The 24857-nt window shown below is 72.8% G+C and carries 19 protein-coding genes; 15 read left to right on the top strand and 4 right to left on the bottom strand.

The annotated features are described in order from the left end of the window. Positions 1 to 6: 6 nt before the first annotated feature. From GRQ65_RS17125 to GRQ65_RS17095, 7 genes are all read left to right on the top strand, one after another. Positions 7 to 1374 (top strand): GH1 family beta-glucosidase, encoded by a 1368-nt coding sequence (locus GRQ65_RS17125; protein WP_337191817.1) that lies wholly within the window; start codon positions 7 to 9, stop codon positions 1372 to 1374. Between the two features lie 193 nt (positions 1375 to 1567). Further along, complete coding sequence (locus GRQ65_RS17120; protein WP_337191816.1) at positions 1568 to 2605, top strand: sulfotransferase family protein; 1038 nt, start codon at positions 1568 to 1570, stop codon at positions 2603 to 2605. Further along, positions 2602 to 3513 (top strand): hypothetical protein, encoded by a 912-nt coding sequence (locus GRQ65_RS17115; RefSeq protein WP_160879211.1) that lies wholly within the window; start codon positions 2602 to 2604, stop codon positions 3511 to 3513. Before GRQ65_RS17120 ends, GRQ65_RS17115 begins: the two co-directional genes overlap by 4 nt. Further along, on the top strand, positions 3513 to 5087 hold the full coding sequence (locus GRQ65_RS17110) for a glycosyltransferase (protein ID WP_160879210.1): 1575 nt from the start codon (positions 3513 to 3515) through the stop codon (positions 5085 to 5087). The genes GRQ65_RS17115 and GRQ65_RS17110 overlap by 1 nt, the downstream gene beginning before the upstream one ends. A 77-nt stretch (positions 5088 to 5164) precedes the next feature. Continuing rightward, positions 5165 to 6094, top strand: a complete 930-nt coding sequence (locus GRQ65_RS17105) for an ABC transporter substrate-binding protein (RefSeq protein ID WP_160879209.1) — start codon at positions 5165 to 5167, stop codon at positions 6092 to 6094. Then, a complete protein-coding gene (locus GRQ65_RS17100; protein ID WP_160879208.1) occupies positions 6091 to 6963 on the top strand; it encodes an ABC transporter permease subunit in 873 nt (290 codons plus the stop codon). The genes GRQ65_RS17105 and GRQ65_RS17100 overlap by 4 nt, the downstream gene beginning before the upstream one ends. After that, on the top strand, positions 6963 to 7721 hold the full coding sequence (locus GRQ65_RS17095; protein WP_160879207.1) for an amino acid ABC transporter ATP-binding protein: 759 nt from the start codon (positions 6963 to 6965) through the stop codon (positions 7719 to 7721). Before GRQ65_RS17100 ends, GRQ65_RS17095 begins: the two co-directional genes overlap by 1 nt. On the opposite strand, the gene GRQ65_RS17090 is transcribed toward GRQ65_RS17095, so the two are convergent. Beyond that, positions 7693 to 8961: an ROK family protein gene (locus GRQ65_RS17090; protein WP_337191815.1), complete on the bottom strand. Its 1269-nt coding sequence runs from the start codon at positions 8959 to 8961 to the stop codon at positions 7693 to 7695. The two genes, GRQ65_RS17095 and GRQ65_RS17090, sit on opposite strands and share 29 nt — an antisense overlap. 151 nt (positions 8962 to 9112) lie before the next feature. On the opposite strand from GRQ65_RS17090, the gene GRQ65_RS17085 reads away from it, so the two are divergent. Both GRQ65_RS17085 and GRQ65_RS17080 read left to right on the top strand, forming a co-directional pair. Continuing rightward, on the top strand, positions 9113 to 11272 hold the full coding sequence (locus GRQ65_RS17085; protein ID WP_160879206.1) for an MMPL family transporter: 2160 nt from the start codon (positions 9113 to 9115) through the stop codon (positions 11270 to 11272). A 94-nt stretch (positions 11273 to 11366) separates the two neighbouring features. After that, positions 11367 to 15890 carry a 3-keto-alpha-glucoside-1,2-lyase-like domain-containing protein gene (locus GRQ65_RS17080; RefSeq protein WP_160879205.1) on the top strand — a complete coding sequence of 1508 codons (4524 nt, stop codon included), beginning with the start codon at positions 11367 to 11369 and terminating at the stop codon, positions 15888 to 15890. Between the two features lie 63 nt (positions 15891 to 15953). Here the strand turns inward: GRQ65_RS17080 and GRQ65_RS17075 are convergent, their stop codons facing one another. Continuing rightward, positions 15954 to 17114 (bottom strand): aminotransferase class I/II-fold pyridoxal phosphate-dependent enzyme, encoded by a 1161-nt coding sequence (locus GRQ65_RS17075; protein WP_160879204.1) that lies wholly within the window; start codon positions 17112 to 17114, stop codon positions 15954 to 15956. A gap of 224 nt (positions 17115 to 17338) precedes the next feature. Between GRQ65_RS17075 and GRQ65_RS17070 the strand changes: the two genes are divergently transcribed. The 5 genes from GRQ65_RS17070 to GRQ65_RS17050 all read left to right on the top strand — a co-directional run bounded on the left by GRQ65_RS17070 (position 17339) and on the right by GRQ65_RS17050 (position 21868). After that, entirely contained in the window at positions 17339 to 18496 is a 1158-nt protein-coding gene (locus tag GRQ65_RS17070) for a CaiB/BaiF CoA transferase family protein (RefSeq protein ID WP_160879203.1), read from the top strand. Then, a complete protein-coding gene (locus tag GRQ65_RS17065; RefSeq protein ID WP_160879202.1) occupies positions 18493 to 19227 on the top strand; it encodes a glutamine amidotransferase in 735 nt (244 codons plus the stop codon). Before GRQ65_RS17070 ends, GRQ65_RS17065 begins: the two co-directional genes overlap by 4 nt. Positions 19228 to 19288: 61 nt before the next feature. Continuing rightward, complete coding sequence (locus tag GRQ65_RS17060) at positions 19289 to 19483, top strand: CsbD family protein (RefSeq protein WP_160879201.1); 195 nt, start codon at positions 19289 to 19291, stop codon at positions 19481 to 19483. Positions 19484 to 19642: 159 nt separating this feature from the next. After that, positions 19643 to 21064, top strand: coding sequence for a DEAD/DEAH box helicase (locus tag GRQ65_RS17055; RefSeq protein ID WP_160879200.1), 1422 nt, complete (start codon positions 19643 to 19645; stop codon positions 21062 to 21064). A 15-nt stretch (positions 21065 to 21079) separates the two neighbouring features. Next, a complete protein-coding gene (locus GRQ65_RS17050) occupies positions 21080 to 21868 on the top strand; it encodes a CPBP family intramembrane glutamic endopeptidase (protein ID WP_337191814.1) in 789 nt (262 codons plus the stop codon). A 12-nt stretch (positions 21869 to 21880) separates the two neighbouring features. Here the strand turns inward: GRQ65_RS17050 and GRQ65_RS17045 are convergent, their stop codons facing one another. Next, positions 21881 to 22801: an NAD(P)H-binding protein gene (locus tag GRQ65_RS17045; protein ID WP_160879199.1), complete on the bottom strand. Its 921-nt coding sequence runs from the start codon at positions 22799 to 22801 to the stop codon at positions 21881 to 21883. A gap of 60 nt (positions 22802 to 22861) precedes the next feature. Further along, on the bottom strand, positions 22862 to 23602 hold the full coding sequence (locus tag GRQ65_RS17040; RefSeq protein ID WP_160879198.1) for a MerR family transcriptional regulator: 741 nt from the start codon (positions 23600 to 23602) through the stop codon (positions 22862 to 22864). Between the two features lie 26 nt (positions 23603 to 23628). Here GRQ65_RS17040 and GRQ65_RS17035 point away from each other — a divergent pair, with 26 nt between their 5' ends. Further along, complete coding sequence (locus tag GRQ65_RS17035; RefSeq protein ID WP_160879197.1) at positions 23629 to 24855, top strand: acetyl-CoA C-acetyltransferase; 1227 nt, start codon at positions 23629 to 23631, stop codon at positions 24853 to 24855. Positions 24856 to 24857: the final 2 nt, after the last annotated feature.

The raw sequence follows: 24857 nt of genomic DNA, 5'->3' as shown, positions 1-24857 counted from the left end.
GTGCCCGTGGGGGACACACACCCATCCGCCCTGCCCCGGTTCCCAGCCGGCTTCAGGTTCGGAACGAGCACGGCGGCCTACCAGATCGAGGGCGCCGTCTCGAGCGACGGCAAGGGGCCGAGCATCTGGGACACCTTCACGGCCAAGCCGGGCGCCGTCGTCGACGGCTCCAGTGGCTCGCAGGCGTGCGACCACTACCACCGACACTCCGAGGACGTCGCACTCATGGCGGGTCTGGGGGTCGACGCCTACCGCTTCTCGCTCGCGTGGACCCGGATCCAGCCGAGCGGGCAGGGCCGTCCCTCGCCCAAGGGGCTGGCCTTCTACGACCGGCTCATCGACGAGCTGCTCGAGCATGGCATCAACCCGATGGTCACGCTCTACCACTGGGACCTCCCGCAGGCGCTCGAGGACGACGGCGGCTGGCTCAACCGCGCGACCATCGACCGCTTCGCGGAGTACGCCGCGATCGTCGGCGACCGCTACGGCGACCGCGTCGAGCACTGGGTGCCGGTCAACGAGCCCAACGTCGCCACCCTGTTCGGCTACTGCATCGGCAACCACGCGCCGGGCCGGGCGATGATGTTCGACGGCATCCCCGTCGCCCACCACCTGCTGCTCGCCCACGGTCGCGCCGCGATCGCGCTGCGCGAGAGCGTGCGCGGTCGGATCCCCAGCATCGGCTGCGCCAACAACCACGCCCCGATGTGGCCGGCCAGCGACGACGAGGCCGACGTGGGTGCCACCAAGCTCTTCGACGCGCTGTGGAACGGCATGTTCATCGAGCCGATGCTGCTCGGGCGCTACCCCGTCGACATCGCCCCGCTGCTGGAGGACGTCGTCCAGGAGGGCGACATGACGACGATCCGTCAGCCCCTCGACTTCTACGGCATCAACTACTACAACCCGATGCGCGTCGCGGCCACCGACGAGGACGCCGAGATGCCGTTCGAGCTGGTCCCGGTCCTCGGCTACCCGCTCACCGACTTCGGCTGGCCCGTCGTCCCCGACGCGCTGCGCGAGCTGCTCGTCATGACCCGGGCGCGCTACCGCGCCGCGCTGCCGCCGGTGATGATCACCGAGTCCGGCTGCGCCTACGACACCGGTCCCGACGAGCACGGTGTCGTCGACGACCAGGATCGCATCGACTACCTCGACTCGCACCTGCGCGCCCTGGCTTCGGCCATCGAGCGCGGCGTCGACGTCCGCGGCTACTACACCTGGTCGCTGCTCGACAACTTCGAGTGGGCCGAGGGCTACACCCAGCGCTTCGGCCTCGTGCACACCGACTTCGAGACCCAGCGGCGTACGCCGAAGCGCAGCTACGAGTGGTACCGCCAGCTCATCGCCGCCCAGGGCGAGCGCGTCGACTGACGCATCACCGCTGGTCGAGGAGGTCGCGCCACCCCGGTGCTTGAGGAGGTCGCGCCACCCCGGTGGTTGAGGAGGTCGCGCTAGCGACCGTCTCGAAACCACTCCGACCTGCGAGAGTGGTTTCGAGACAGGACTTCGTCCTTCCTCAACCACCGGGTGGGCCTTCCGCCTCACCCGCACCTAGGCTGCCGACGTGACTCAGCGACGCGTGGTCTTCGTGGTGGGCAGCGGTCGCAGCGGCACCAGCACCATGGCCGGGGCGCTGAAGGCGCTCGGGGCGCACGTGCCGCAGCCGGAGGTGCGCGCCGACGACACCAACCCCAAGGGGTTCGCGGAGACGCAGTGGGTCGTCGACTTCCACCACGAGCTGCTGCAGCGCCACCACGTGCAGGTCTCCGACGCCCGCCCCTCGGCGTGGTACGAGACCAGCAAGGCCAGCACGTCGGGCATCACCCGCGCTCGGCTGACCGAGTGGCTCGAGCCCCACTTCCGCCCCGCCGTCGGCGACGAGCCGGCCGTCGAGGAGCTGGTGGTCAAGGACCCGCGGCTCGCCTGGTTCGTCGGACTCTGGAAGGCCGCGGCGCTGCGCTGCGACGCCCAGGCGTCGTACGTCACCATGCTGCGCCCGGTCACCGAGGTGGTGGGGAGCAAGGCGCGCTACTACTCCCAGGCCACCCAGGACTTCAGCCACGTCCAGCGCACCGCGGCGTGGGTCAACATGATGCTCCACACCGAGCGGGCGACCCGCGGCTCGACGCGGGCGTTCGTGCACTACGACGACCTGCTCTCCGACTGGACGGTCCCCGTCTTCGAGCTCGGCCAGCGCCTCGACCTGCGGGCGGTGCGCGAGGCCAGCGCCAACTCCATCCGCGCGGTGCACCAGTTCATCGACCCGGGGCTGCGCCGGGTGCAGACCACGTGGGACGACGTGCCGGTCCCGGCCCGGCTGCGCGAGCTGGCCGACGAGACCTGGGACGGGCTCGCCGCCATCGCGAGGCCCGACGGTGACACCACCGCGGTGCACGCGCAGCTCGACCAGGTCCGTGCGGCCTACACCGACTTCTACGACGAGGCCGAGGCCGTCGCCCAGTCGAGCGTCGTGGCCGCGCGCCGCGAGGGTCGGGCCGAGGGGCGCGAGCAGGCCCGCCCGGCTCCGGCGCCGCAGACCGGGCTCCGCGCGATGGTGCCGGACGGGGCGAAGCAGCGCATCCGCCGGGTGATGGGCAAGTGAGGGACTACTCGGTCCGCTGGGCCTGGGAGGACGGCCCGCTCGAGCCGGGCCTGACCGCGGTGCTGCGGGTCAAGGACGAGGCGCGCAACCTGCCCTGGGTGCTGCCGCCGATGCTCGACGCGGTCACGCACGTCGTCGTGGTCGACAACCTCTCCACCGACGGCACCGCCGACGTGGCCCGCCAGGTCGCCGAGCGGCACGGGGCGGGCGACCGGCTCACCGTCGAGAGCTACCCCCACCGCGTCGCCCGCGCCGGGCGCGAGCACCTCGCCGAGCCGCCGGACTCGGTCCACTCGCTGGCTCACTTCTACAACTGGTCGTTCAGCCACGTGCGCACGGCGTACTCCATGAAGTGGGACGGCGACATGGTGCTCAGCGCCGAGGGCGTCGAGCTGCTGCGCGACCTGACCTGGCAGCTCGAGGACTCCGACGCCGTCGTCGCGATCCCGCGCCACCCGATGTCGGTGGAGAGCGAGTCGGTGGCCTGGCTCGACCTCGGCTACCGGTTCCTCGAGCCGTGGGTCTACCCGATGGGGCCCGACTACACGTTCGTGAAGGCGTTCGAGTGGGAGGTGCGCGAGTTCCCGCCGACCAGCGAGCGGATCGTCGCCCCCGAGGGCATGTGCGTCGAGCTGAAGTGGCTCGACCAGGACGAGTTCGCCCACTGGAGCGACACCGACTTCGACCCGGCCCGCGCCCCGCGCAAGGCCCGCGAGCTCGAGGTGCACCGCGCGCTGGCCGAGGGTCGCGGCCACGAGGTCGAGGGGCTCGAGCGCATCGAGGCGCCGCCCGGGGTGCACGTCGTCGACTACGTCACCCGCACCTGGATGCAGCTCGAGCCGCGGCCGCTGACCCACCGCCTCGAGCTGCCCGAGGACGTGCGCCCGAGGAAAGCGCAGCGCGCCTGATGGGGCCCGGAGCAGCGGTCGACGCGTTCCTCGCCGAGGCGCCCCACACCCAGGTCGTGATCGGCCCCGACGGCGAGGTCGCCCCGGGGCGCTACGACCGGGTGGCGGTGGCCGTGCGCGACCGCGGCGAGCTGCGCGCGATGCGGGTCGCCTCCGGCGCCCGGACGGCGGCGCTCGCGGTCTGGCTCGACGAGGGCACCTCGGCGCTCTCGCTCACCCCGCGGCCCGAGTGGCCCGCCCTCACGATGGTGCGCTCGCGCGCGGTCGACGGCGGCTGGCTGGTCGTGCTCCGCTTCGCCGCCGCGGTCTCGGTGCAGCGCGTGGTCGACGAGCTGGGTCGCCAGTCGGTGTGGCCCGACCACGCCGGTCGCCACGGGGTCGTGCTGCCGGGGGAGGCGAGCGAGAAGGTCGCCGCCGATCCGGTCCACATCGCCGGCACCGTCACCGACCCCGACCCGCTCCTCGAGCTCGGTCCCCTCGACGAGCGGGTGCTCAACCCTGTCGGCTTCGTCCGCGAGGCCCCCGAACCGGTGCTCGACCTCGCCGCGCTCGACTGGGGCCGCGGCCCCACCGAGGCCCTCGTGCGCCGCTGCCGCGCCGCCCGCGGGGTGCGCGCCGACCTGCCTCAGGCCAGCGCCCTGCTCGCCGCCCGCGTGATGGCCGGGCTGGCGATGGCCGGCGTGCCGCTGGTCGCCGAGACGCTGCGCCCGCGGGTCGAGGCCCACCTCGGTCCCGACGTCGTGCGCGCGATGACCGCGCCCGTCGACCTCGAGGACGACCGGGCCCGCGAGGAGCACAGCGTGGTGCTGCGCCGCGCCGCGCTGTCGACGTACGCCGCCGCCGCCTGGCGCACCCGGGTCGCCGCGACCGCCGGGGTGCGGGTGGCCGCGCAGCCGGCCGTCTCGGTCGTGATGGCGACGCGCCGCCCCGACCTGCTCGAGCACGCGGTCGGCCAGGTCGCGCGCCAGCGCTGCGTCGAGCAGCTCGAGCTGGTGCTCGCCCCGCACGGCTTCGAGCCCGACGTCGAGCGGGTGCGCGAGCTGGTCGGACCCCACTGCGTGCAGGTGCTGCCCCAGCCGTCCGAGGCGCTCTTCGGCGACGTGCTCCACGCCGCGGTGACCGCCGCGAGCGGCGACGTCGTGATGAAGATGGACGACGACGACTGGTACGCCCCCGACGCGGTCGCCGACCTGCTGCTGGCCCGCGCGTTCTCGGGCGCCGAGCTCGTCGGCATGCCCGACGACGCCTACTACCTCGAGCCCACCGACGAGACCCTGCGGCTCGGACAGCCCAGCGAGGTCTACCGCCAGTTCGTCGCGGGCGGCACCCTGATGCTCGAGCGCGGCCTGCTCCGCTCGGTCGGCGGGTTCCGCTCGGTGCGCCGCCACGTCGACGCCGAGCTGATCGCCGCGGTGCGCGCCGCCGGCGCCACGACGTACCGCACCCACGGCCTCGGCTACGTCCTGCGCCGCACCGACTCCGGCCACACCTGGCAGGCCGACCTCGACGACCTGCGCTCCCGCGCCGCCGAGCGCGAGCCCGGCTTCGTGCCCTCGCGGCTGCTCGAGCTCTGAGCGCGCGCCGGGGCTGCCCTGTCCGCCGCACTGCGGCGAAGCGGGCGGCGGTGCTTGACCGTTCTACGATCAGGCCCATGCGCGTGCGTACCGGTCTGCGACTGCTCCCCCTCGTCCCCCTCGCCCTGCTGCCCCTGGCCGGCTGCGCCCCGGCCGACGACGGCGAGAGCGCCTCGGGCAGCAGCTCCACGAGCAGCACCCCGGAGACGAGCGGCAGTGCGAGCGCCGGGTCGAGCGAGAGCGCCGCGGCCGACGACTGCGCCGTCGACCAGCTGCCGCTGCTCAACGCCGGCACGCTCACCGTCGGCACCGACAAGCCGGCCTACGAGCCGTGGTTCGTCGACGACGACCCGACCAACGGCAAGGGCTTCGAGTCGGCGGTGACCTACGCGGTGGCCGAGCAGATGGGCTTCACGCCCGACCAGGTCTCGTGGGTGACGGTGCCGTTCAACACCTCCTACAAGCCGGGCGCCAAGGACTTCGACTTCGACATCAACCAGATCTCGATCACGCCGGCGCGCGAGAAGGTCGTCTCCTTCTCCGAGGGCTACTACTCCGCCGCCCAGGCGATCATCGCGCTCGACGACAGCCCGGTCGCCGGCGCGACCAGCCTCGCCGACCTCAAGGGCTACAAGCTCGGCGCGCAGACCGGCACCACCTCGCTGAGCGCGATCACCGACGTGATCGGCGCCGACGAGCAGCCGGCCGTCTTCGAGGACACCAACGCCGCCAAGCAGGCACTGCTCAACGGCCAGGTCGACGCGATCGTCGCCGACCTGCCGACGGCGTTCTACATCACCGCCGCCGAGATCAAGGGCTCGACGATCGTCGGGCAGTTCCAGCCCGCGGCGGGCTCGGAGGAGCAGTTCGGCATGCTCTTCGCCAAGGACAGCCCGCTCGTGCCCTGCGTCGACGCGGCGCTCGACGCCCTGCGCAGCAGCGGCCAGCTCGACCAGATCGAGCAGGAGTGGCTCTCCGACGAGGTGGACGTCCCGGTCCTGCAGTGAGCGGGCAGACCACCCCTCGCACCGACGGCTGGACCCCGAGCGAGCGCGAGCTCCAGCGGCGCGACGTACGCCGGCGCCAGCGCACGCGGCGCATCCTGCTCGCCTCCGGGCTGACCGCGCTGGTCTTCGTGGTGCTCGTCGTCGGCATCCGCAGCACCCCGGGCTGGCCGCGGGTGCGCGAGACGTTCTTCGACTCCTTCCACGCCCGGGAGTCCTTCGACGCGATCCTGCACGGCTTCTGGATCAACGTGAAGCTGTTCCTCATCTGCCAGCCGCTCATCCTGGTCGCGGGGCTGGCCATCGCGCTGGCCCGCAAGGCCCGCTCGCCGTGGCTGGTGCCGGTGCGAGCGCTGGCGGTGCTCTACACCGACGTCGTGCGCGGGGTGCCGACGATCCTGCTGATCGTGCTGTTCGCCTTCGGCATGCCCGCGCTGGACCTGCAGGGTCTGCCGATCGACCCGCTCTTCTGGTGCGGGGTGGCGCTGGTGGTCTCCTACAGCGCCTACGTCGCGGAGGTCTTCCGCGCCGGCATCGACTCGATCCACCCCTCCCAGGTGCAGAGCGCGGCCGCGCTGGGGCTCAGCCGCGGCCAGGCGATGCGGTTCGTCGTCGTGCCGCAGGCCGTGCGCCGCGTGGTGCCGCCGCTGCTCAACGACTTCGTCTCGCTGCAGAAGGACACCGCCCTCGTCTCGGCGGCCGGTGCCCTCGACGCGCTCTTCGCGGCGCGCAACTACGCCAACTTCAACTTCAACTACACCCCGATCGTCGTCGTGGCGGCGTTCTTCGTCGTCATCACCATCCCGCTGGCCCGCTGGTGCGACTGGCTGCAGCGGCGCTGGATGGAGCGCGAGCGGGCGGGGGCCCTGTGATGTCCGAGCCGGGGACCAGTCCTCTCCTCGAGGTCACCGACCTCCGCAAGACCTACGGCGAGCGCGTGGTGCTCGACGACATCTCGCTCACGGTGCAGCGCCACGACGTGGTGTGCCTGATCGGCTCCTCGGGCTCGGGCAAGTCGACGCTGCTGCGCTGCCTCAACCTGCTCGAGCAGGTCGACGACGGCGTGATCCGCCTCGACGGCGAGGAGATCACCGACCCGGGCATCGACCCGGGCGAGGTGCGCAAGCGCGTCGGTATGGTCTTCCAGGCCTACAACCTCTTCCCGCACCTGTCGGTGCTCGCCAACTGCACCCTCGCCCCGGTCCGGGTGCACGGCACCCCGCGGGCCGAGGCGGAGCAGCGTGCCCGCGAGCTGCTCGCCCAGTTCGGTCTCGAGGAGCACGTCGACAAGCATCCCGACCGGCTCTCCGGGGGCCAGCAGCAGCGCGTCGCCCTGGTGCGCGCGCTGTGCACCCAGCCGGAGCTGCTGCTCCTCGACGAGATCACCGCGGCGCTCGACCCCGAGCTCGTGGGCGACGTGCTGACGATCGTGCGCGACCTCGCCGAGCGCGGGACCACGATGGTGCTGGCGACCCACGAGATGGGCTTCGCCCGCGAGGTCGCCTCGACGGTGTGCTTCCTCGACGGCGGTCGCATCCTCGAGCAGGGCCCGCCGGCCCAGCTGCTCGTCGAGCCGCGCGAGGAGCGCACCCGGCAGTTCCTCAGGCGCGTCCTGCCCCCGCAGGGCTGACCTGCTGCGCGGTCTGCTGGAGCAGCGCGTCGACCGAGCGCGGGTGCAGGAACTGCTGCACCGCCATGGTCGCCGCCCCGATCACACCGGCGTGCTCGCCGGTCTGGGACGGTACGACGCTCAGCTCGCCGGTCGCCAGGGGCAGCGAGCGGGCGTAGATCACCTCGCGCACGCCGACCAGCAGGCTGGCGTCGCCGCTGAGAGCCAGGGCACCGCCCAGCACGACCACCGACGGGTTGAGCAGGTTGACGCAGGAGGCGAGCACCTCGCCGATGTCGCGGCCCGCGCGCCGGATCGCGGCGACGGCCTGCCGGTCGCCGCGCACGAGCTGCTCGCGGACGAACCGGCTCGCGTCGGCGCCGCGGAGCTGGGTGCGGTCGAGCTCGTGCGCGATCGCGCGCGCCCCGGCGATCGCCTCGAGGCAGCCGGTGTTGCCGCAGCTGCACTGGACGTCGCCGCCTCGCGGGCTCTGCACGTGACCGAGGTCGCCGGCCGAGCCCTGGGCGCCGCGATGCAACTGCCGGCCGCTGATGATCCCGGCTCCGATGCCGGTGGAGATCTTGACGAAGACCAGGTGCTCGACGTGGGGGTAGACCACCGAGTGCTCGCCGAGCGCCATCAGGTTGACGTCGTTGTCGACGAGCACGGGCGCCCCGATGCGCTCGCGCACCCAGTCGCCGACGGGGAACCCGTCCCAGCCCGGCATGATCGGCGGCTTCACCGCGCGCCCGGTCTCGTGCTCGACCGGGCCCGGCAGGCCGATGCCGACCCCCGCGAGGTCGGCGCGCTCGCGGCCCGCCGAGGCGAGCAGCCGGTCGGCCGCCTCGAGGAGCCACCCCAGGGTGGCCTCGGGCCCGTCGGCGATGTCGAGCTCGGCGACCTCCTCGTGCAGGACCCTGGCGTGGAGGTCGGTGAGCGCGGCCCGTCCGTGGCTGACCCCGAAGTCGGCGGCCAGCACGAGGCGGGCCAGAGGGTTGAAGACGAACGTCGTGGGCGGCCGTCCACCCGTCGAGCGGCTCTGGCCCCCGGGCTGCAGCAGGTCGGCACCCAGCAGCGCGTCCATGCGCCCCGCGACGGTCGAGCGGGCGAGCCCGGAGAGCTCGATGAGCTCCGCGCGGGTGCGCGGCTGGCCGTCGAGCATCAGCGTGAGCAGGTCCCCGGCACCCGGGGGACCCGCGGCCGGCGGGAGCGTCACGGCCTCCGCGCCGAGGACTGTGCCGCCGACGGGCCGGGCTTCCACATGGCGGCATTCTCGCACGGTGGCCTCGCTCCGCCCCCGGTCGAGCGCGGCGCCGCCGTTCTGTCGGATGACCGGCGGAAGTGGGCCCGGGAGCACCTCGCCAGAGCACCACTTCTGAAGATGTCGTGTGACCCGTGCGACACTCGCCCGCGTGCGGCTCGGACACGCGTGGGGAGCCTGGATCACCCGGTGGCGCCACCTGGTGCTCGCGGTCTGGGTGCTGCTGACCCTGGTCGGCGGCGTGGCCGGCGGCGCGATCTACGACCGGACGACCACGCTCGACAACGAGCGCCCTGGGGTCGAGTCGAGCGAGGTCGCCGCCGCGGTCGACCGCCTCGACCCGGAGGGCGAGACGGTCGTCGCGGTCCTGTCCGGCCGAGAGTTCGGCGCCACCGACCTGGTGAGTCAGGCGAGCCGGGTGATGTTCGCGGTGCGCGAGATCGACGGCGTCGCCGAGGTGCGCGACGCCTACACGGCGGGCGGGGTCATCGGTGACGACGGCCGCAGCTCGCTGGTGGTCGTCGAGCTCGACCTGGGTCTCGACGAGGACGAGGCGCTCCGCGTGGCGGACGAGGTGGCCGACCTGCTGCGCACGGTCGAGGTCCCGCAGGTGCTGGTCGGCGGCGAGCTGCTGGCGCAGCGCAGCTTCGCCGAGCAGGCGATCGCCGACACCGTGCGCGGCGAGGTCGTCGCCCTGGGCTTCCTGTGCGTCGCGCTGGTGATGGTCCTCGGCGGCGTGCGCGCCGCCGCGCTGCCGCTGGCCGCGGCCGTGGCCGTGATCGCGACGACGCTGGTCGCGCTGGTCGCGCTGACCCGCGTCGTCGACGTCAGTGAGTTCGCCGTCAACATCGTCACGCTGCTCGGCATCGGCTTGGCGGTCGACTACTCCCTGCTCATGGTCTTCCGCTTCCGCGAGGAGGCGGCGCGGGACCGGAAGGCCGACCTCGAGACGCTGCTGGCCCGCACCACCGCCTCGGCCGGCACGGCCGTGCTGGTGTCGGGGCTGGCCGTGGTCACCGCGATGGTCGGCCTGCACGCCTTCGCCGACCCGCTGCTCGCCGCGATGGCGCTGGGCGGGGCGATCGTCGTGCTGGTCGCCACCGTCGTCGGGCTGACCCTGGTGCCCGCGCTCATCGCCGTCACCCACCGGCACCTGCGCGCGCGCCCGCGGTGGCCCCGTCGTCGGGGCACGCCGGGCCTGCTCGCCCGCCTCGCCGCCACCGCGCAGCGCCGCCCCGCGGTGGTGGCCTCGCTGTGCGGGGTCGGCCTCCTCGTGCTGGCCGCGCCGGCGCTGCAGCTGCGGCTCGCGAACTCCGACGCCTCGGCGCTCCCGCCCGGCAGCGAGGAGCGGCGTACGGCGGAGGTGGTCGAGGCGGGCTTCGACGAGGCGGTGCTGCCGTTGACGGTCCTCGTCGACCAGGACGCCACCGACACCCGGCTGCAGCGGCTCTTCACGCAGCTGAAGGGCTTGCCCGGGACCGACGAGGTGTTCCTCCGCGACGACCTGGAGGGGGTGACCCGCGTCGAGGTGGTGCCGCGGGGCGCGCAGGCGGGTCCGGTCGCGCAGCAGCTGGTGCGCGACGTGCGCGCGCTCGGGGAGGGCGGGCTCACGCTGCGGGTGGGCGGACCCGCCGCGGAGCTGGTCGACGCCAAGAGGGAGACCCTCGACCGCCTGCCGCTCGCCGTGCTGCTCGTCCTCCTGCCGACGTTCGTGCTGCTGCTCCTGCTCACCGGGTCGGTCGTCGTGCCGCTCAAGGCGGTGCTGCTCAACCTGCTGACGCTGGCGGCGACGTTCGGCGTGATGACCGCGGTCTTCCAGTGGGGCTGGGGCTCGGGTGTGCTGGGCTTCGAGCCGTGGGGTGCGGTCGACCTGACCTCGCCGCTGCTGCTCTCGGTCTTCGTCTTCGGTCTGTCGATGGACTACGAGGTGTTCCTGCTCTCGAGGATCCGCGAGGAGTGGGACCGCCGGCGCGACGACTCCCGCGCCGCCAACGACCGCGCCGTGCTGGCGGGCCTCACGGCGACCGGCCCGGTCGTGACCGCCGCGGCGGTCTGCATCGGCATCGTCTTCCTCGGCTTCGCACTGGGCGAGCTCGTCGCGGTCAAGGAGATCGGCATCGGCATGACCGTCGCTCTGCTGCTCGACGTGACGGTCGTGCGGGGCCTGCTCCTGCCCGCCTCGATGAGCCTGCTCGGGCGGCACAACTGGTGGCCCGGGCGGTCCGCGGGCGCGGTCACCACCCCCGGGGGTGGTGCGGTGAGCCGCCGTACCACTCCGCGACAGGCGTCAGGCCAAGAACGACAGAAATAGTTTCGACCGAGGGCTAGACAAAAGTCCTGTGACGGCCGCCATAATTCGAACGCACTCCGTGTGATGGCTGTCATATCTCCGGAAGGACCCCTCCGTGTCGCCCACTCCTCACCACCCGCCCGCGCGGGGAGCCCGACGGCTCCTCGCGGGCGGACTCGCCGCCGCCCTCGGCGCCGGCGTCCTGGCCGCGACCGCGGCCCCGGCCACCGCGGCCGTCGCCGCGGCGGTCGTCCCCGCCGCCGTCCCGACCGGCCACGTGCCCGGCGTGACGATGCGCGTCTACCAGGTGCCCTACTCGCTGACGAACCTGTGCACCCTCAAGAGCGGCCAGACGCCGAGCGTCGACCAGCTCAAGCAGACGATCGACTGGAAGAGCCCGGCCGACTTCGGCGCCGACACCTTCCCGGACAGGTTCATCACCCAGGCCATCGCGACGCTCACGGTCGAGACGGCCGGGACCTACCAGTTCGAGCTGCGCAGCGACGACGGCTCGCGGATGTCGATCGACGACCAGGTCGTGCTCGACCACGACGGACTGCACGGTGACGAGCCCAAGACCGCCAGCAAGGCGCTGACCGCGGGAGCCCACTCGCTCCTCGTCGAGCACTTCGAGGCGGGTGGCGGCGAGCGCCTGACCCTCAGCTGGAAGAAGCCCGGCGACACGGCGTTCTCGGTCGTCCCCTCCTCCGTGCTCTCGACCCCCGACAAGGTCACCCGCGTCGTCGCTCCCGGCAACAAGGAGTGCGAGGGCGCGCAGGACTCGCCCGGCGACGGCCTGCAGCTCGACGGCGTCAACCCGGCCTACGAGGTGACGAACCTGCGCCCCGACGGCTTCCAGCCCAAGGTCACCGGCATGGCCTGGGACGGTGACGACCTGATCCTCACCACCTGGGGCGGCACCGGCGACCCGGTCAACCAGACGTCGGAGGGCAAGCTCTACCGCCTGACCGGGGTCAAGACCGCCACCGGCCCCAGCGGCGTCACGGTGAAGGAGCTCGCCGGCAAGCTCCGCGAGCCGCAGGGCGTCGCGGTCGTCGACGTGGACGGCAACGGCCGCCCGGAGTACTACGTCGCCGAGAAGGACCAGATCAGCACCTTCGTCGACGAGAACACGGACGGCACCTTCGACGGACCCAAGGCCACCTTCTGGAAGGTGCCGACCAGCGGCAACTTCCACGAGTTCGCCTTCGGCCTGCTCTACAAGGACGGCAAGTTCCACCTGAACCTGTCGGTCGCGATCGACTACGGCGGTGCCACGACCACGCCTCAGCCGGCTCCGCTGGTCGACGGCAAGCAGCTGCGCGGCGACAGCATCACCGTGGACGCCAAGACCAAGGAGATGAAGATCGTCGCGGGCGGCCTGCGCACCCCCAACGGCATCGGCTTCGGCCCCGAGGGCGGCACCTTCGTCACCGACAACCAGGGCGGCTGGCTCCCGGCCAACAAGCTGGTCCAGATCAAGCAGGACCGCTTCTTCAACCACATGACCACCCCGGCGGGCCCGTTCCAGTCCAACCCGGTCAGCAAGCCGGTCCTGTGGCTGCCGCAGAACGAGATCGCCAACTCGCCGAGCACCCCGGTGCTCATCCCGGAGGGTCAGCCCTTCGCGGGCCAGATGATGATCGGCGACGTCACCTACGGCGGTCTGCAGCGCGCCTTCCTCGAGAAGGTCGACGGCGAGTACCAGGGCGCGGTCTTCCGCGGCACCCAGGGCCTCGAGGCCGGCGTCAACGAGGTGCTCCTCGGCGACGGCGGCATGCTCATCACCGGCGGCATCGGCGGTGGCGGCAACTGGGAGCAGGCCGGCAAGCTCACCTACGGCCTGCAGAAGCTCACGCCCACCGGCGTTGCGCCGTTCGAGATGAAGTCGGTGGAGGTCGTCCCCGGCGGCTTCCGGGTCACCTACACCGAGCCGGTCAGCGCGGCCACGCTCGCGAGCCTCGCGACGAAGTACACCGTCAAGCAGTGGGGCTACCGCCCGACCGCGCAGTACGGCGGCCCGAAGGTCGACGAGCAGACCCTGACCGTCACCTCGGCGACGGCCTCGGCCGACGGCCGGTCCGTGACCCTCGCGATCGACGGCCTGCGCCCCGACCGCGTCGTGCACATCCGTTCGCCGCGCCCGTTCACCTCGGCCGACGGTGACTCGCTCTACTCCACCGAGGCCTGGTACACGCTCAACTCCTACCCCGGCTACGTCGCACCGCCGGCGGCCAAGGGCGTCTACGAGCAGGAGGACCAGCAGCTGCTCGGCACCGCCAACGTGCAGACCGAGCACGAGGGCTTCAGCGGCGGGGGCTACGTCGGCGGCTTCGAGAAGGCCGGCGCGGGCGTCGTCTCCGCCGTCACGACCGACGCGGCCGGCACCTACGACCTGTCGCTGCGCTACGCCAACGGCCCCAACCCGTTCCAGGGCCCGAAGACGGTCTCGCTCGTGGTCAACGACGTGAAGCAGCAGATCACGCTGCCCAGCACGGGCACCTGGAAGACCTACGGGACCTTCCGCACCACCGTCGAGCTGAAGGCGGGCGCCAACACGGTCGCGCTGCGCTACGACGAGGGCGACCAGGGCAACGTCAACCTCGACCGGATGGACGTCACCCCGCAGGGCGGCACCCGCTACGAGCTCGAGGAGGGCACGCTCGCCGGCGGCGCGAAGGTCGACACCGAGCACGCGGGCTTCTCCGGCACGGGCTTCGTGGCCGGCATCGAGAAGGCCGGCGCCAGCACCACGGTGTCGGTGAACGCGACCGTCGCCGGCGACCACGCGGTGACGCTGCGCTACGCCAACGGTCCCAACCCGCAGCCCGACCAGACCAAGAGGATGACGCTCGAGGTCAACGGCACCGCCCGCACGATCCAGCTCCCGCCGACCGGCAGCTGGAAGACGTGGGGCACCTGGACCGGGACCGTCCCGCTGAAGGTGGGGGCCAACGCGGTCACGCTCCGCTACGGCACCTCGGACGACGGCAACGTCAACCTCGACGCCCTCGACGTGAAGGCGCCCGCCCCGGTCGCCTGCACGCCGGTGGCCTCGCCGAACGACACCTTCGACGGCACCGCGCTCGACACCTGCCGCTGGACCAACGTCCTCAACGAGGACGCGTCCGGCTACCGGGTCAGCGGTGGCAAGCTCGAGATCGACGCCAAGTCCGGTGACCTCAGCGGGGCGCAGACCGACGCGAAGAACCTCGTGCTGCAGCCCGTCGTCGGCGGCGACACCAGCACCTGGATGACCGAGACGACCCTCTCGGTCGACGGCAGCGACGACTACCTCCAGGCGGGCCTGCTGGTCTGGGGCGACAACGGCAACTACGGCAAGGTCGTCGTGATGCGTCACCCGCAGAACGGGTGGGTCACCGAGCTCGGCCGGGTCACCAACGGCAACCTCGCCTACCAGAACGCGAAGCTCGTCGACGGTCAGCAGCAGGCGATCACGCTGCGGATGTGGTCGGACGGTGAGCTGCTGCGCGGCGCCTACTCCGTCGACGACGGGACCACCTGGGTGCCGATCGGCGACGGGCTCGGCGTCGCCGGGCTGTCCAACCCGCTCGTCGGGCTGGCGGCGTACAACGGCACGGGCAAGGAGAGGGCGTCCTTCGACTCCTTCACGCTCAGCGAGCCCCCGGCGACCCCGGACCCGCTCGCGAGCTGCCAGCCGGTCACCCCGGAGGCGGGCTACAAGGCGCTCTTCGACGGCACCCGGGCCAGCCTGGCGAACTGGACGCACGCCGGTGGTGGTCGCTTCGCGGGCCAGGCCGACTGCTCCATCAAGTCGGTGGGCGACTTCGGGCTCATGGTCCACAACGACCCGATCGACTACGCCTACTCGCTCAAGCTCGACTGGATGAAGCCGGGCGACGACAACTCGGGGATCTTCGTCGGGTTCCCGGACCCGAAGGGCTCCTCGCAGACCCCGATCGACCTGGGCCACGAGATCCAGATCGACTCGACCGACGCGGACTCGAAGACGACGGGGGCGATCTACAACTTCCAGTCGGCCGACCTGGCGGCGCGCGACGCGGCGCTGAAGCCGGACGGCGAGTGGAACGCCTACGAGATCAGGGTCGAGGGCAACCGGATCCGGGTCTACCTCAACGGCACGCTGGTCAACGACTTCACCAACACCGACCCGAAGCGGATGACGGAGCCGTCGTACATCGGTCTGCAGACCCACGGCAGCGGTGACGACGTCTTCTTCCGCAACGTCCGGATCAAGAACCTCGACGCTCCGGTCGAGACCCCGGGCGAGACGCCGCCGACGACCCAGCCCGTGACCCCGGTGGTCCCGCCGGTCACGACGACCCCGCCACTGGCCCAGCCGGTCCTGGGCTCGACGAAGGTCGACGCGGTCAAGAAGCGGCGCGCCGCGAAGATGGAGGTCGTCTGCCCGCCGGGCGGTGCCGCGTGCACCGGCACGGTGGCGCTGAAGGTGGGCGGCAAGGTCGTCGGCACCGGGTCCTTCTCGGTCGCGGCCGGTGACTCCGCGATGGTCAAGGTGAAGCTGAAGAAGCGCGCCCGCACCCTGCTGGCGAAGAAGCCCAGGGTCAAGGGCTCGCTGGTGATCACCCTCGCCGACGGGAGCACCACCACGACGAAGGTCCGGCTCACCCGCTGACCTCTCGCCCCACCACCTGCGCGCGTCGTGCTCCGGCACGGCGCGCGCAGGCGCGTTCGGGGATCAGTCCAGCGCTGCGCCCATCCGGCGCACGATCTCGGTGAGCCGCTCGGGCGAGGTCGCGATGTTGAGCCGCACGAACCCCGCCAGCCCCGGCCAGTACGCCGCACCGGGGGTCACCCGCACCCCGCCGGCGCGGATCGGCGCGGCCGGATCGTCGTGGCCGTAGGCCCGCAGGTCGACCCAGGCCAGGTAGGTCGCCTCCAGCGGCCACGTCCGGGCCTCGGGCAGGTGCTCGGCGAGGAGGCTGCGCAGCAGCGAGCGCTGCTGGTCGAGGCGCTCGACGAGGGCGTCGAGCCACGCGTCGCCGTGGGCGTACGCCGCCTCGGCGGCCACCACGCCGAGCGAGCCCCACGAGTCGTTGTGCGCCAACGGCGTGTCGACCAGCCTGTCGCGGGTGGCGTCGTCGCCGGTGACGATCTGCGCGCACTTGAGCCCGGGGACGCCGAACGCCTTCGACGACGAGACCACCGCGACGGCGTGGTCGGCGGTGCCCTCCAGCGAGAGGTAGGGCACGTGCTCGGCACCCGGCAGCACGAGCGGCGCGTGGATCTCGTCGCTGACCACCCGCGCGCCGTGCTTCGTGACCACGTCGCGGATGCCCTCGAGCTCGGCCCGGGTGTGCACGTGGCCGGCCGGGTTGTGCGGCTGGGTGAGCAGCAGGGTCCGGGCGCCGCGGGCCAGCAGCCGGTCGAGCTCGTCGAGGTCGAGGGCGTAGTCGTCGCCGTCGAGGTCGACCGGCAGCGACCACTGCTCGAGACCGGTGACCTTCCCCAGCCCGTGCTGCGGGTCGTACGCCGGAACGGGCAGCACCATCGGCGCCCGCTCGCTCAGGACCTCCAGCGCGACCCGCACCCCGACCGTGACGTCGGCGGTCAGCAGCACGTGCGCGGGGTCGACCGTGGCGCCGTACCGCCGCTGCGCGAAGCCGGCGTACGCCTCGGCGACGGTCCCGCCCGCCCGGTCCAGCGGCGGGTAGCCGAGGACGCCGCGCTCGACCGCGGCGGCGACCGCCTCGCGCACGACCGGCGCGACCTCGTAGTCCATCTCGGCCACCCAGGCCGGGATGGTGCCGGGCTCGGTGTCGCCCCACTTCAGCACGAGGGCCGCGCGGGCCTCCTCGTCGCTCAGGTCTCGGATCAGGCTCGCCCGGTCGCTGCTCACCCGGTCATTGCAGCACCGACGTGTGCTGGGGGCCTACTGACGGGACGCGGTCTCCGCGGCCTGAGGCACGCTGGGACGCGGGCGAGGCCTCGACGCGTGGGCACTGGCAGGCTTGATCCCCCCGAGAATCATGGTCGGAGCATACCCGTCCACTCACGGGCCACACCTGCATCCGCAGGGGTGAGAGGAACCTTCCGCACCGGCCGTCTGCGATGCTGCCGCGCATGGCTGTCGAGCTGGGACAGGGCACCGGTCCGCTGCGCGGGGTCCGGGTCGTCGAGATCGCCGGACTGGGGCCGGGTCCGCACGCGTGCATGCTGCTCGCCGACCTCGGCGCCGACGTGATCCGGGTCGAGCGCCCCGGCGGCGGTACGCCGCTCGCCGGCGGTCCGGCGATGCTGCTCAACCGCGGTCGCCCGAGCGTCGCCCTCGACCTGAAGCAGCCGGAGGCCGCGGCGGTCGTCCTCGAGCTGGTCCGCGGCGCGGACGTGCTCGTCGAGGGGATGCGCCCGGGTGTCGCCGAGCGCCTGGGCATCGGCCCCGAGCAGTGCCACGCCGTCAACGAGCGGCTCGTCTACGGCCGGATGACCGGCTGGGGCCAGGACGGGCCGCTGGCCCACGCGGCCGGGCACGACATCAACTACGTCTCGGTCGCCGGCGCGCTGTTCGGCCTCGGGCAGGACCCCGCCCGGCCGCACTTCCCGACCAACCTCGTCGGCGACTTCGGAGGCGGCTCGACCTACCTCGTCGTCGGCGTCCTCGCCGCCCTGCTCGAGGCGAGGACGTCGGGACGGGGTCAGGTCGTCGACGCCGCGATCGTCGACGGCACGGCGCACCTCAACGCCATGACCTCGGCGTTCCTCGCCGGCGGCTCGCTGCAGGAGCGGCGCGGGGTCAACCTCCTGGACGGCGGGGTGCCGTTCTACGACGTCTACGAGACCTCCGACGGCCGGCACGTGTCCGTCGGGGCGCTCGAGCCGCAGTTCTTCGCGGCCCTGATGCGCACGCTCGGCCTGGAGGGGACGGCGCCGGGCCAGGCCGACCTCGACCGCTACGACGAGCTCCGCTCGCTGCTCGCCGAGACCTTCGCCCAGCGCACGATGGCCGAGTGGGTCGCCGTCTTCGAGGGCACCGACGCCTGCGTCGCGGGCATCGTCACGCTCAGCGAGGCCGCCGAGCACCCCCACCTCGTCGCCCGCGAGACCTTCGTCGAGCGCGACGGCCTGGTGCAGCCCGCGCCGGCGCCGCGCTTCTCCCGCACGCAGCCGAGCCTCACCACGCCGCCCGCGGAGGCCGGCGCGCAGACCCGTGAGGCCCTCGCCGCGTGGGGCGTCGACGACGTCGACGGGCTGATCGAGCGCGGCGTCGCCGTGCAGTCGTGAGGCCGTTCCTCTTCCTCGCGATCCGGGCCGAGGACGCCGCGGCCGACGACGAGTACGCCGCGGTCCTGCGCTGCGCCGGGCTCGACGAGCGCGACCTGCGCCGGGTGCGCCTCGAGCGCGAGGAGCTGGGCCCGCTCGACCTCGACGACTGGTCGGGGATCGTCGTCGGCGGTGGTCCGTGGAACGTCAGCGACCCCGAGGCGCTCAAGACACCGGCGCAGCTGCGCGGTGAGGCCCGGCTGCGCGACCTGGCGCGCCAGGTCGTCGACGCCGACTCCCCGTTCCTCGGTGCCTGCTACGGCGTCGGCACGCTCGGCCAGCTCGACGGCGGCGTGGTCGACCGCAGCCACCCCGAGCCGATCGGTGCGGTCGAGGTGACGCTCACCGAGGAGGGGCGCGCCGACCCGCTGCTCGGCGTCCTGCCGGAGACGTTCAGCGCGTTCGTCGGCCACAAGGAGGCCGTGGCGCGGCTCCCGCGGGGCGGCGTACGCCTCGCCGGGTCGCCGACCTGCCCGGTCCAGGCGTTCCGGATCGGCACCCGGGTCTGGGCGACGCAGTTCCACCCCGAGCTCGACGTCGACGGCATCGTCGGGCGCATCGAGATCTACCGCGACTTCGGCTACTACCGCCCCGAGGAGGGCGCCTCGCTCGTCGCCGCCGCCCGCGCGGCCGTCGTGACCGAGCCGCCGCGGGTGCTGTCGAGGTTCGTGGAGCTCGCGGCCCGCCCCTGATTCCTCGCTGAGACCGGGCCCGACCAGGTTTGCCCGCAGTCGGCGCGGCAACCGTCTGGACATGGCTATCGACGACAAGGCAGAGCACAAGACCCAGGACCTCGGCGGCCGCGCCAAGGAGGCCGCGGGCTCGCTGACCGGCAACGACGACCTCAAGAACGAGGGCCGTGCCGACCAGACCGAGGCCAAGGCCAAGAGCGCGGGCGACAAGGTCAAGGACGCCGTCTCGGACATCAAGGACGCGTTCAAGAAGTAGCACCCACCGTCACGATGCGGGATCGGACGGACTGCGCTCCTAGAATAGGAGAGCGGTCCGTCCAGTCTTGCCTCGGACCTGCTCCCGCGCGGTGACCCGCGCGGCCGGCCACCTCGTGGCCACCGTCTGGTGAGACACCTCCACCGAGAGCGTCAACCTGTGCCTTCCTTCGCCGACCTCGGCGTCCCCGCCCACCTCGCCGCCGTCCTCGAGACGCGCGGCATCACCGACCCCACCCCGATCCAGGCAGCGACGCTGCCCGACTCGCTGGCCGGACGCGACGTCCTCGGCCGCGGTCGCACCGGTTCGGGCAAGACCTACGCCTTCCTCCTCCCCCTCGTCGCGCGGCTGCAGGCCTCGGGCCGCCCCCGCCGCGCCGGCCGCCCCCGTGCGCTGATCCTGGCTCCGACCCGCGAGCTGGTCGGTCAGATCGAGGAGTCGCTCGCCCCGCTCGCCGCGGCCGCCGGCCTGACCTCGCGCACCGTCTTCGGCGGCGTCGGCCAGGGCCCGCAGGTCCAGGGCCTGCAGCGCGGCGTCGACATCGTCCTCGCCTGCCCCGGCCGCCTCGAGGACCTCATCGCCCAGGGCCACTGCGACCTCGGCGCCGTCGAGGTGACCGTGCTCGACGAGGCCGACCACATGGCCGACCTCGGCTTCCTGCCGGCGGTGCGCCGTCTGCTCGACGCCACGCCCAGGGGCGGTCAGCGGCTGCTCTTCTCGGCCACCCTGGACAACGGCATCGACGTGCTGGTGCGCCGCTTCCTGCAGGACCCCGCCACGCACCAGGCCGACTCGGCCCAGTCGCCCGTCGCGGCCATGGACCACCACGTCCTGCACCTGGCTCGTGAGCAGCGCGTGCCGGTGCTCGTCGACCTCGCCAGCGCGCCGGGCCGCACGGTCGTCTTCACCCGCACCAAGTACGGCGCCAAGGCGCTCGCGCGTCAGCTCAACCGGCACGGCGTGCCCGCGGTCGAGCTGCACGGCAACCTCAGCCAGGGTGCGCGCACCCGCAACATGGACGCCTTCCACAGCGGCCGGGCCACGACCCTGGTCGCGACCGACATCGCGGCGCGGGGCATCCACGTCGACGACGTCGCGCTCGTCGTGCACGCCGACCCGCCGGCCGAGCACAAGGCCTACCTGCACCGCTCGGGGCGCACCGCCCGCGCCGGCGCGGCCGGCACCGTCATCACGCTGATGACCGAGGACCAGGTCGGCGACGTCCGCTCGCTGACCCGCGCCGCGGGCATCAAGCCCACGATCACGCGCGTCGACGGGCCCCGCCACCCGGTGCTGGCCGACCTGGCCCCCGGCGAGCGCACGCTCGTCGCCGGTGGCCTCGTCGAGGCTCCCGCCGCTCCCGCGCAGGGCAGCGGCAAGGCCGGTGCCGGGAACGGTGCGAAGACCGGCGGCTCGCGCCCGCCGCGTCGCCGTCGCGGCGGTTCGGGCTCCGGTTCGGCAGGCAACGGCGCCGGTGGCTCCGGCGCGGCGAAGGCCGGTGGCGGCCGACGCCGCGGGGGTCGCTCCGGCGGCCGGCCGGGCGGTCGCTCCGGTGGGGCGCGGGTCTCCGAGAGTCACTGACACGAGAGGACTGAGGTGAGCGAGCAGCGAGGCACCGCCCGCGAGGGCGTCCAGCACGAGCAGGGCGAGCAGTCGGAGCACGGGCTGCCGCTGGTGTCGCCGTGGCGCGCCTGGGCCCGGCGTTCGCTGTGGGACGTCGTGCCCCGCGACCACCGCCAGCAGCCGCGCGACCTGCGTCGCCGCCAGCTCGTGACGGTCGGGTTCGTGGTGCTCGGCGGCATCGTCCTCGGCATCTCGCTGCGCCTCGAGCCCGGCAGCCCGTGGTTCTACCCCGCGGCCCTGCTGCTGGCCGGGGTGTGGACCGTCGGCGCCTTCGCCTCGGGTCCGCTCCACCTCGGTCGCATCGCCCGCGGGTCGGCCTCCGACCTGGTGCGACCGGTCCTCCCGCCCGTGCTCCTCGGCCTCGGGCTCGCCGGGGTCTTCGTCGCCGGCGCGCTGCTCGTGCACAGCCTGTCCTTCCTGCAGCCGCTGGAGGGACAGGTCGTCAAGGTCATCGGCTACGCCGACCAGGGCTCGCTGCCGATCCTGGTCTTCATCACCGCGATCAACGGGATCGCGGAGGAGCTGTTCTTCCGCGGGGCGGCGTACGCCGCGATCACGCGGCACCCGGTCGCGTGGACGACGTTGGCCTACGCCGTCGCGACGCTGGCGACCGGCAACGTCATGCTGTCGTTCGCCGCGGTGCTGCTCGGCGTCGTCGTCGGGCTCCAGCGCCGGGCCTCCGGCGGCATCCTCGCGCCGATCCTCACGCACTGCACGTGGAGCCTGACGATGCTGGTCGCGCTCCCGCTGATCTTCTTCTGAGCGGGCGGAGGCTCAGCCCTTCTTCGCGTCGCTCTCCATGACGGCCTTCTTCACCGCGTCGCGGTAGGTCATCGGCTCGCCGGGGACGACGTCGCGGATGGAGTAGTCGGTCTGCAGCACCTCGGTGCTCATCGAGTCGATGAGGTTGCTGGCCGTCGTCGAGTCGACGTCGGTGACCAGACCGATCCAGTGCGAGGAGAGCCGCGGGCTCAGCACCGGCACGGTCACGATCGGCACCCGGCGGCCGTTGATGACCTCCGCGGCGTCCTGCAGCATCTGGACGTAGGTCAGCTGGTCGGCCCCGCCGATCTCGTAGACCTGGCCGAACGCCTTCTCGGTGCCGGTCACGCCGACGAGGTAGCGGATGACGTCGTCGAGCGCGATCGGCTGCGTGCGGGTGTCGGCCCACTTGGGCACCACCATGGCGGGCAGGTTCTTGATGAGCTGGCGCGTCATCTCCCACGAGATGCCGCCCGCGCCGACCACGATCGCCGCCCGGAGCACGGTGACCGGCACCCCTCCGGTGCCGAGCAGCTGCTCGACCTCGCGGCGCGAGCGCAGGTGAGGCGAGAGGTCCTCGCCGTCCTTGCCGAGGCCGCCCATGTAGACGATCTGCCGGACACCGGCGTCGGCCGCCGCGCGACCGAAGGCCTCGGCCGCCTCCGCGTCCTTGCGCTCGAAGTCGTCGTCGTCGAGGGAGTGCACGAGGTAGACCGCGACGTCGACGCCCTGCATCGGCTCGCCGAGGGTCTCCGGGTCGAACACGTCGGCGCCCACGGGCTCGCCCGGGCCGTCGTAGCCGTCGGGGTTGCGGGTCATCGCCTTCACCCGGTGGCCCTGCTCGATCAGCGCCGGCACCAGCCGGCTGCCGATGAACCCGGTCGCGCCGGTCACCAGCACGCAGAGGCTCTCGCTCGCGCGGTCGTCGTTCATCGGCCTGATCCTAGGGACACACCTCTCGGTACCCCTCCGTCCCGGCCTCGCACCTGGGGCTCAGCGGGAGCGGCGGGCGATGCCCTCGCGCTTGGTCTCGTCCATCGCCGCCTCGTACGCCGACACGAGGCTGGCGATCGAGAGCGGCTTGATCTTCTCGACGACCTGGCGGACCGTCTCGGGCGTGGCGCCCTGGTCGCGGTAGACGGGCCAGACCATCGTGCGGAACAGCTCGTAGAGCTCGGAGGCGATCTCGCGGCCGTGGCGGGCGTACATGTCGGCCGCGGCGAGCGCGGCCTCGGTCGGGAAGCCGAGGTCCAGCATCCCGAGGCCGACGGTGAGCTGGGAGACCGCGACCTGGTAGCGCTCGACCCCGCGGGCGCTGCGCTTGAGCGGGAAGACGACGCCCAGCGCGGCGAGCGTGCGCAGGTCCTCGTCGGACAGGTCGCGCCCCGCGCGGGTCGACAGCTCGGCGCGCGTCATCTCGATCGGCCGCTCGACGTCCCACGGGGCGAGGAGGGTGCGGGCGAGCGCGATGTCCTCGGGTGTCGCGTCGTCGGGCAGCCCGGCGACGTACTTCTCGATCGCCGACAGCGTGAACCCGTGCGACTGCAGCTCCTGCACGAGCTCGAGGCGGGCGACGTGGTCGGGGGAGTAGTAGCCGGACCGACCGCGGCGGATCGGCGGGGGGACGAGGTTGCGCGAGGTGTAGAAGCGGACATTGCGCACGCTCATGCCGACCCGCTCGCAGAGCTCGTCCAACGTGAGGAGTTCCACATCGTCACGAGGTGGGTTGACCATGACAGTGATGGTGTCACAATCAGGTCATGTCATCTTCTTCCGGGCCCGAGGCGTTCATCTACGACCACCTCCGCACCCCCCGTGGCAAGGGCAAGGCCGTCGGCTCGCTGCACGAGGTCAAGCCCGTCGACCTGGTCGTCGGGCTGATCGAGGAGCTCGAGAAGCGCAACCCGACCCTCGACACCCAGCGCATCGACGACGTCGTGCTCGGCGTCGTCTCCCCGATCGGCGACCAGGGCGGCGACATCGCCAAGACCGCGGCCCTCGCCGCCGGTCTCCCGGACACCACCGCCGGCGTCCAGCTCAACCGCTTCTGCGCCTCCGGTCTCGAGGCGGTCAACCAGGCCGCCTCCCGCGTGCGCGGCGGCTTCGAGGACCTCATCATCGCCGGTGGCGTCGAGTCGATGAGCCGCGTGCCGATGGGCTCCGACGGCGGCGCCTGGGCGATGGACCCGCGTACGGCGCTCACCACCGGCTTCGTGCCCCAGGGCATCGGTGCCGACCTGATCGCCACCCTCGGCGGCTGGACCCGCCACGACGTCGACACGTTCGCCGCCGAGTCCAACCACCGCGCGGCCAAGGCCTGGGCCAACGGCTACTTCGACCGCTCGGTCGTGCCGGTCACCGACCTCAACGGCCTCACCGTGCTCGACCACGACGAGCTGATCCGCCCCGACACGACCCCCGAGGGCCTCGCGGGCCTCAAGCCGTCGTTCGCGCAGATGGGTCAGGACGCCGGCTTCGACGACGTCGCCCTGGAGAAGTACCACTGGGTCGAGCGCATCGACCACGTCCACCACGCCGGCAACTCCTCGGGCATCGTCGACGGCTCCGCGCTGGTGCTGATCGGCAACGAGCAGGTCGGCCAGGACCTCGGCCTCACCCCGCGGGCGCGGATCATCTCCGCCGCCGTCTCCGGTGCCGACCCGACGATCATGCTCACCGGCCCCGCGCCGGCGGCGCGCAAGGCGCTGGCCAAGGCCGGGCTCGAGGTCGGTGACATCGACCTGTTCGAGATCAACGAGGCCTTCGCCGCCGTCGCCATGCGGTTCATGCGCGACATGGACATCACCCCCGAGATCACCAACGTCAACGGCGGCGCCATCGCCATGGGCCACCCGCTCGGCGCCACCGGCGCGATCATCCTCGGCACCCTCGTGGACGAGCTCGAGCGCCGCGAGCTGCGCCGCGGCCTCGCCACGCTCTGCGTCGGCGGCGGGATGGGCATCGCGACGATCGTCGAGCTGTGCTGATG

The sequence above is a fragment of the Nocardioides flavescens genome (genome assembly GCF_009823805.1).
GTDB classification, from domain to species: Bacteria; Actinomycetota; Actinomycetes; order Propionibacteriales; family Nocardioidaceae; genus Nocardioides; species Nocardioides flavescens.
Note: the sequence above shows the minus strand (reverse complement) of the source record. Positions and strands in the feature narration are given on the sequence as shown.

Bases quoted from the DNA above. Each gene is read 5' to 3' on its own strand.
- GRQ65_RS17060 (WP_160879201.1), top strand. From the start codon at position 19,289: ATGGCTATCGACGACAAGGCAGAGCACAAGACCCAGGACCTCGGCGGC.
- GRQ65_RS17035 (WP_160879197.1), top strand. From the start codon at position 23,629: ATGTCATCTTCTTCCGGGCCCGAGGCGTTCATCTACGACCACCTCCGC.
- GRQ65_RS17045 (WP_160879199.1), bottom strand. From the start codon at position 22,801: ATGAACGACGACCGCGCGAGCGAGAGCCTCTGCGTGCTGGTGACCGGC.
- GRQ65_RS17040 (WP_160879198.1), bottom strand. From the start codon at position 23,602: ATGGTCAACCCACCTCGTGACGATGTGGAACTCCTCACGTTGGACGAG.
- GRQ65_RS17110 (WP_160879210.1), top strand. From the start codon at position 3,513: ATGGGGCCCGGAGCAGCGGTCGACGCGTTCCTCGCCGAGGCGCCCCAC.
- GRQ65_RS17105 (WP_160879209.1), top strand. From the start codon at position 5,165: ATGCGCGTGCGTACCGGTCTGCGACTGCTCCCCCTCGTCCCCCTCGCC.
- GRQ65_RS17070 (WP_160879203.1), top strand. From the start codon at position 17,339: ATGGCTGTCGAGCTGGGACAGGGCACCGGTCCGCTGCGCGGGGTCCGG.
- GRQ65_RS17095 (WP_160879207.1), top strand. From the start codon at position 6,963: ATGTCCGAGCCGGGGACCAGTCCTCTCCTCGAGGTCACCGACCTCCGC.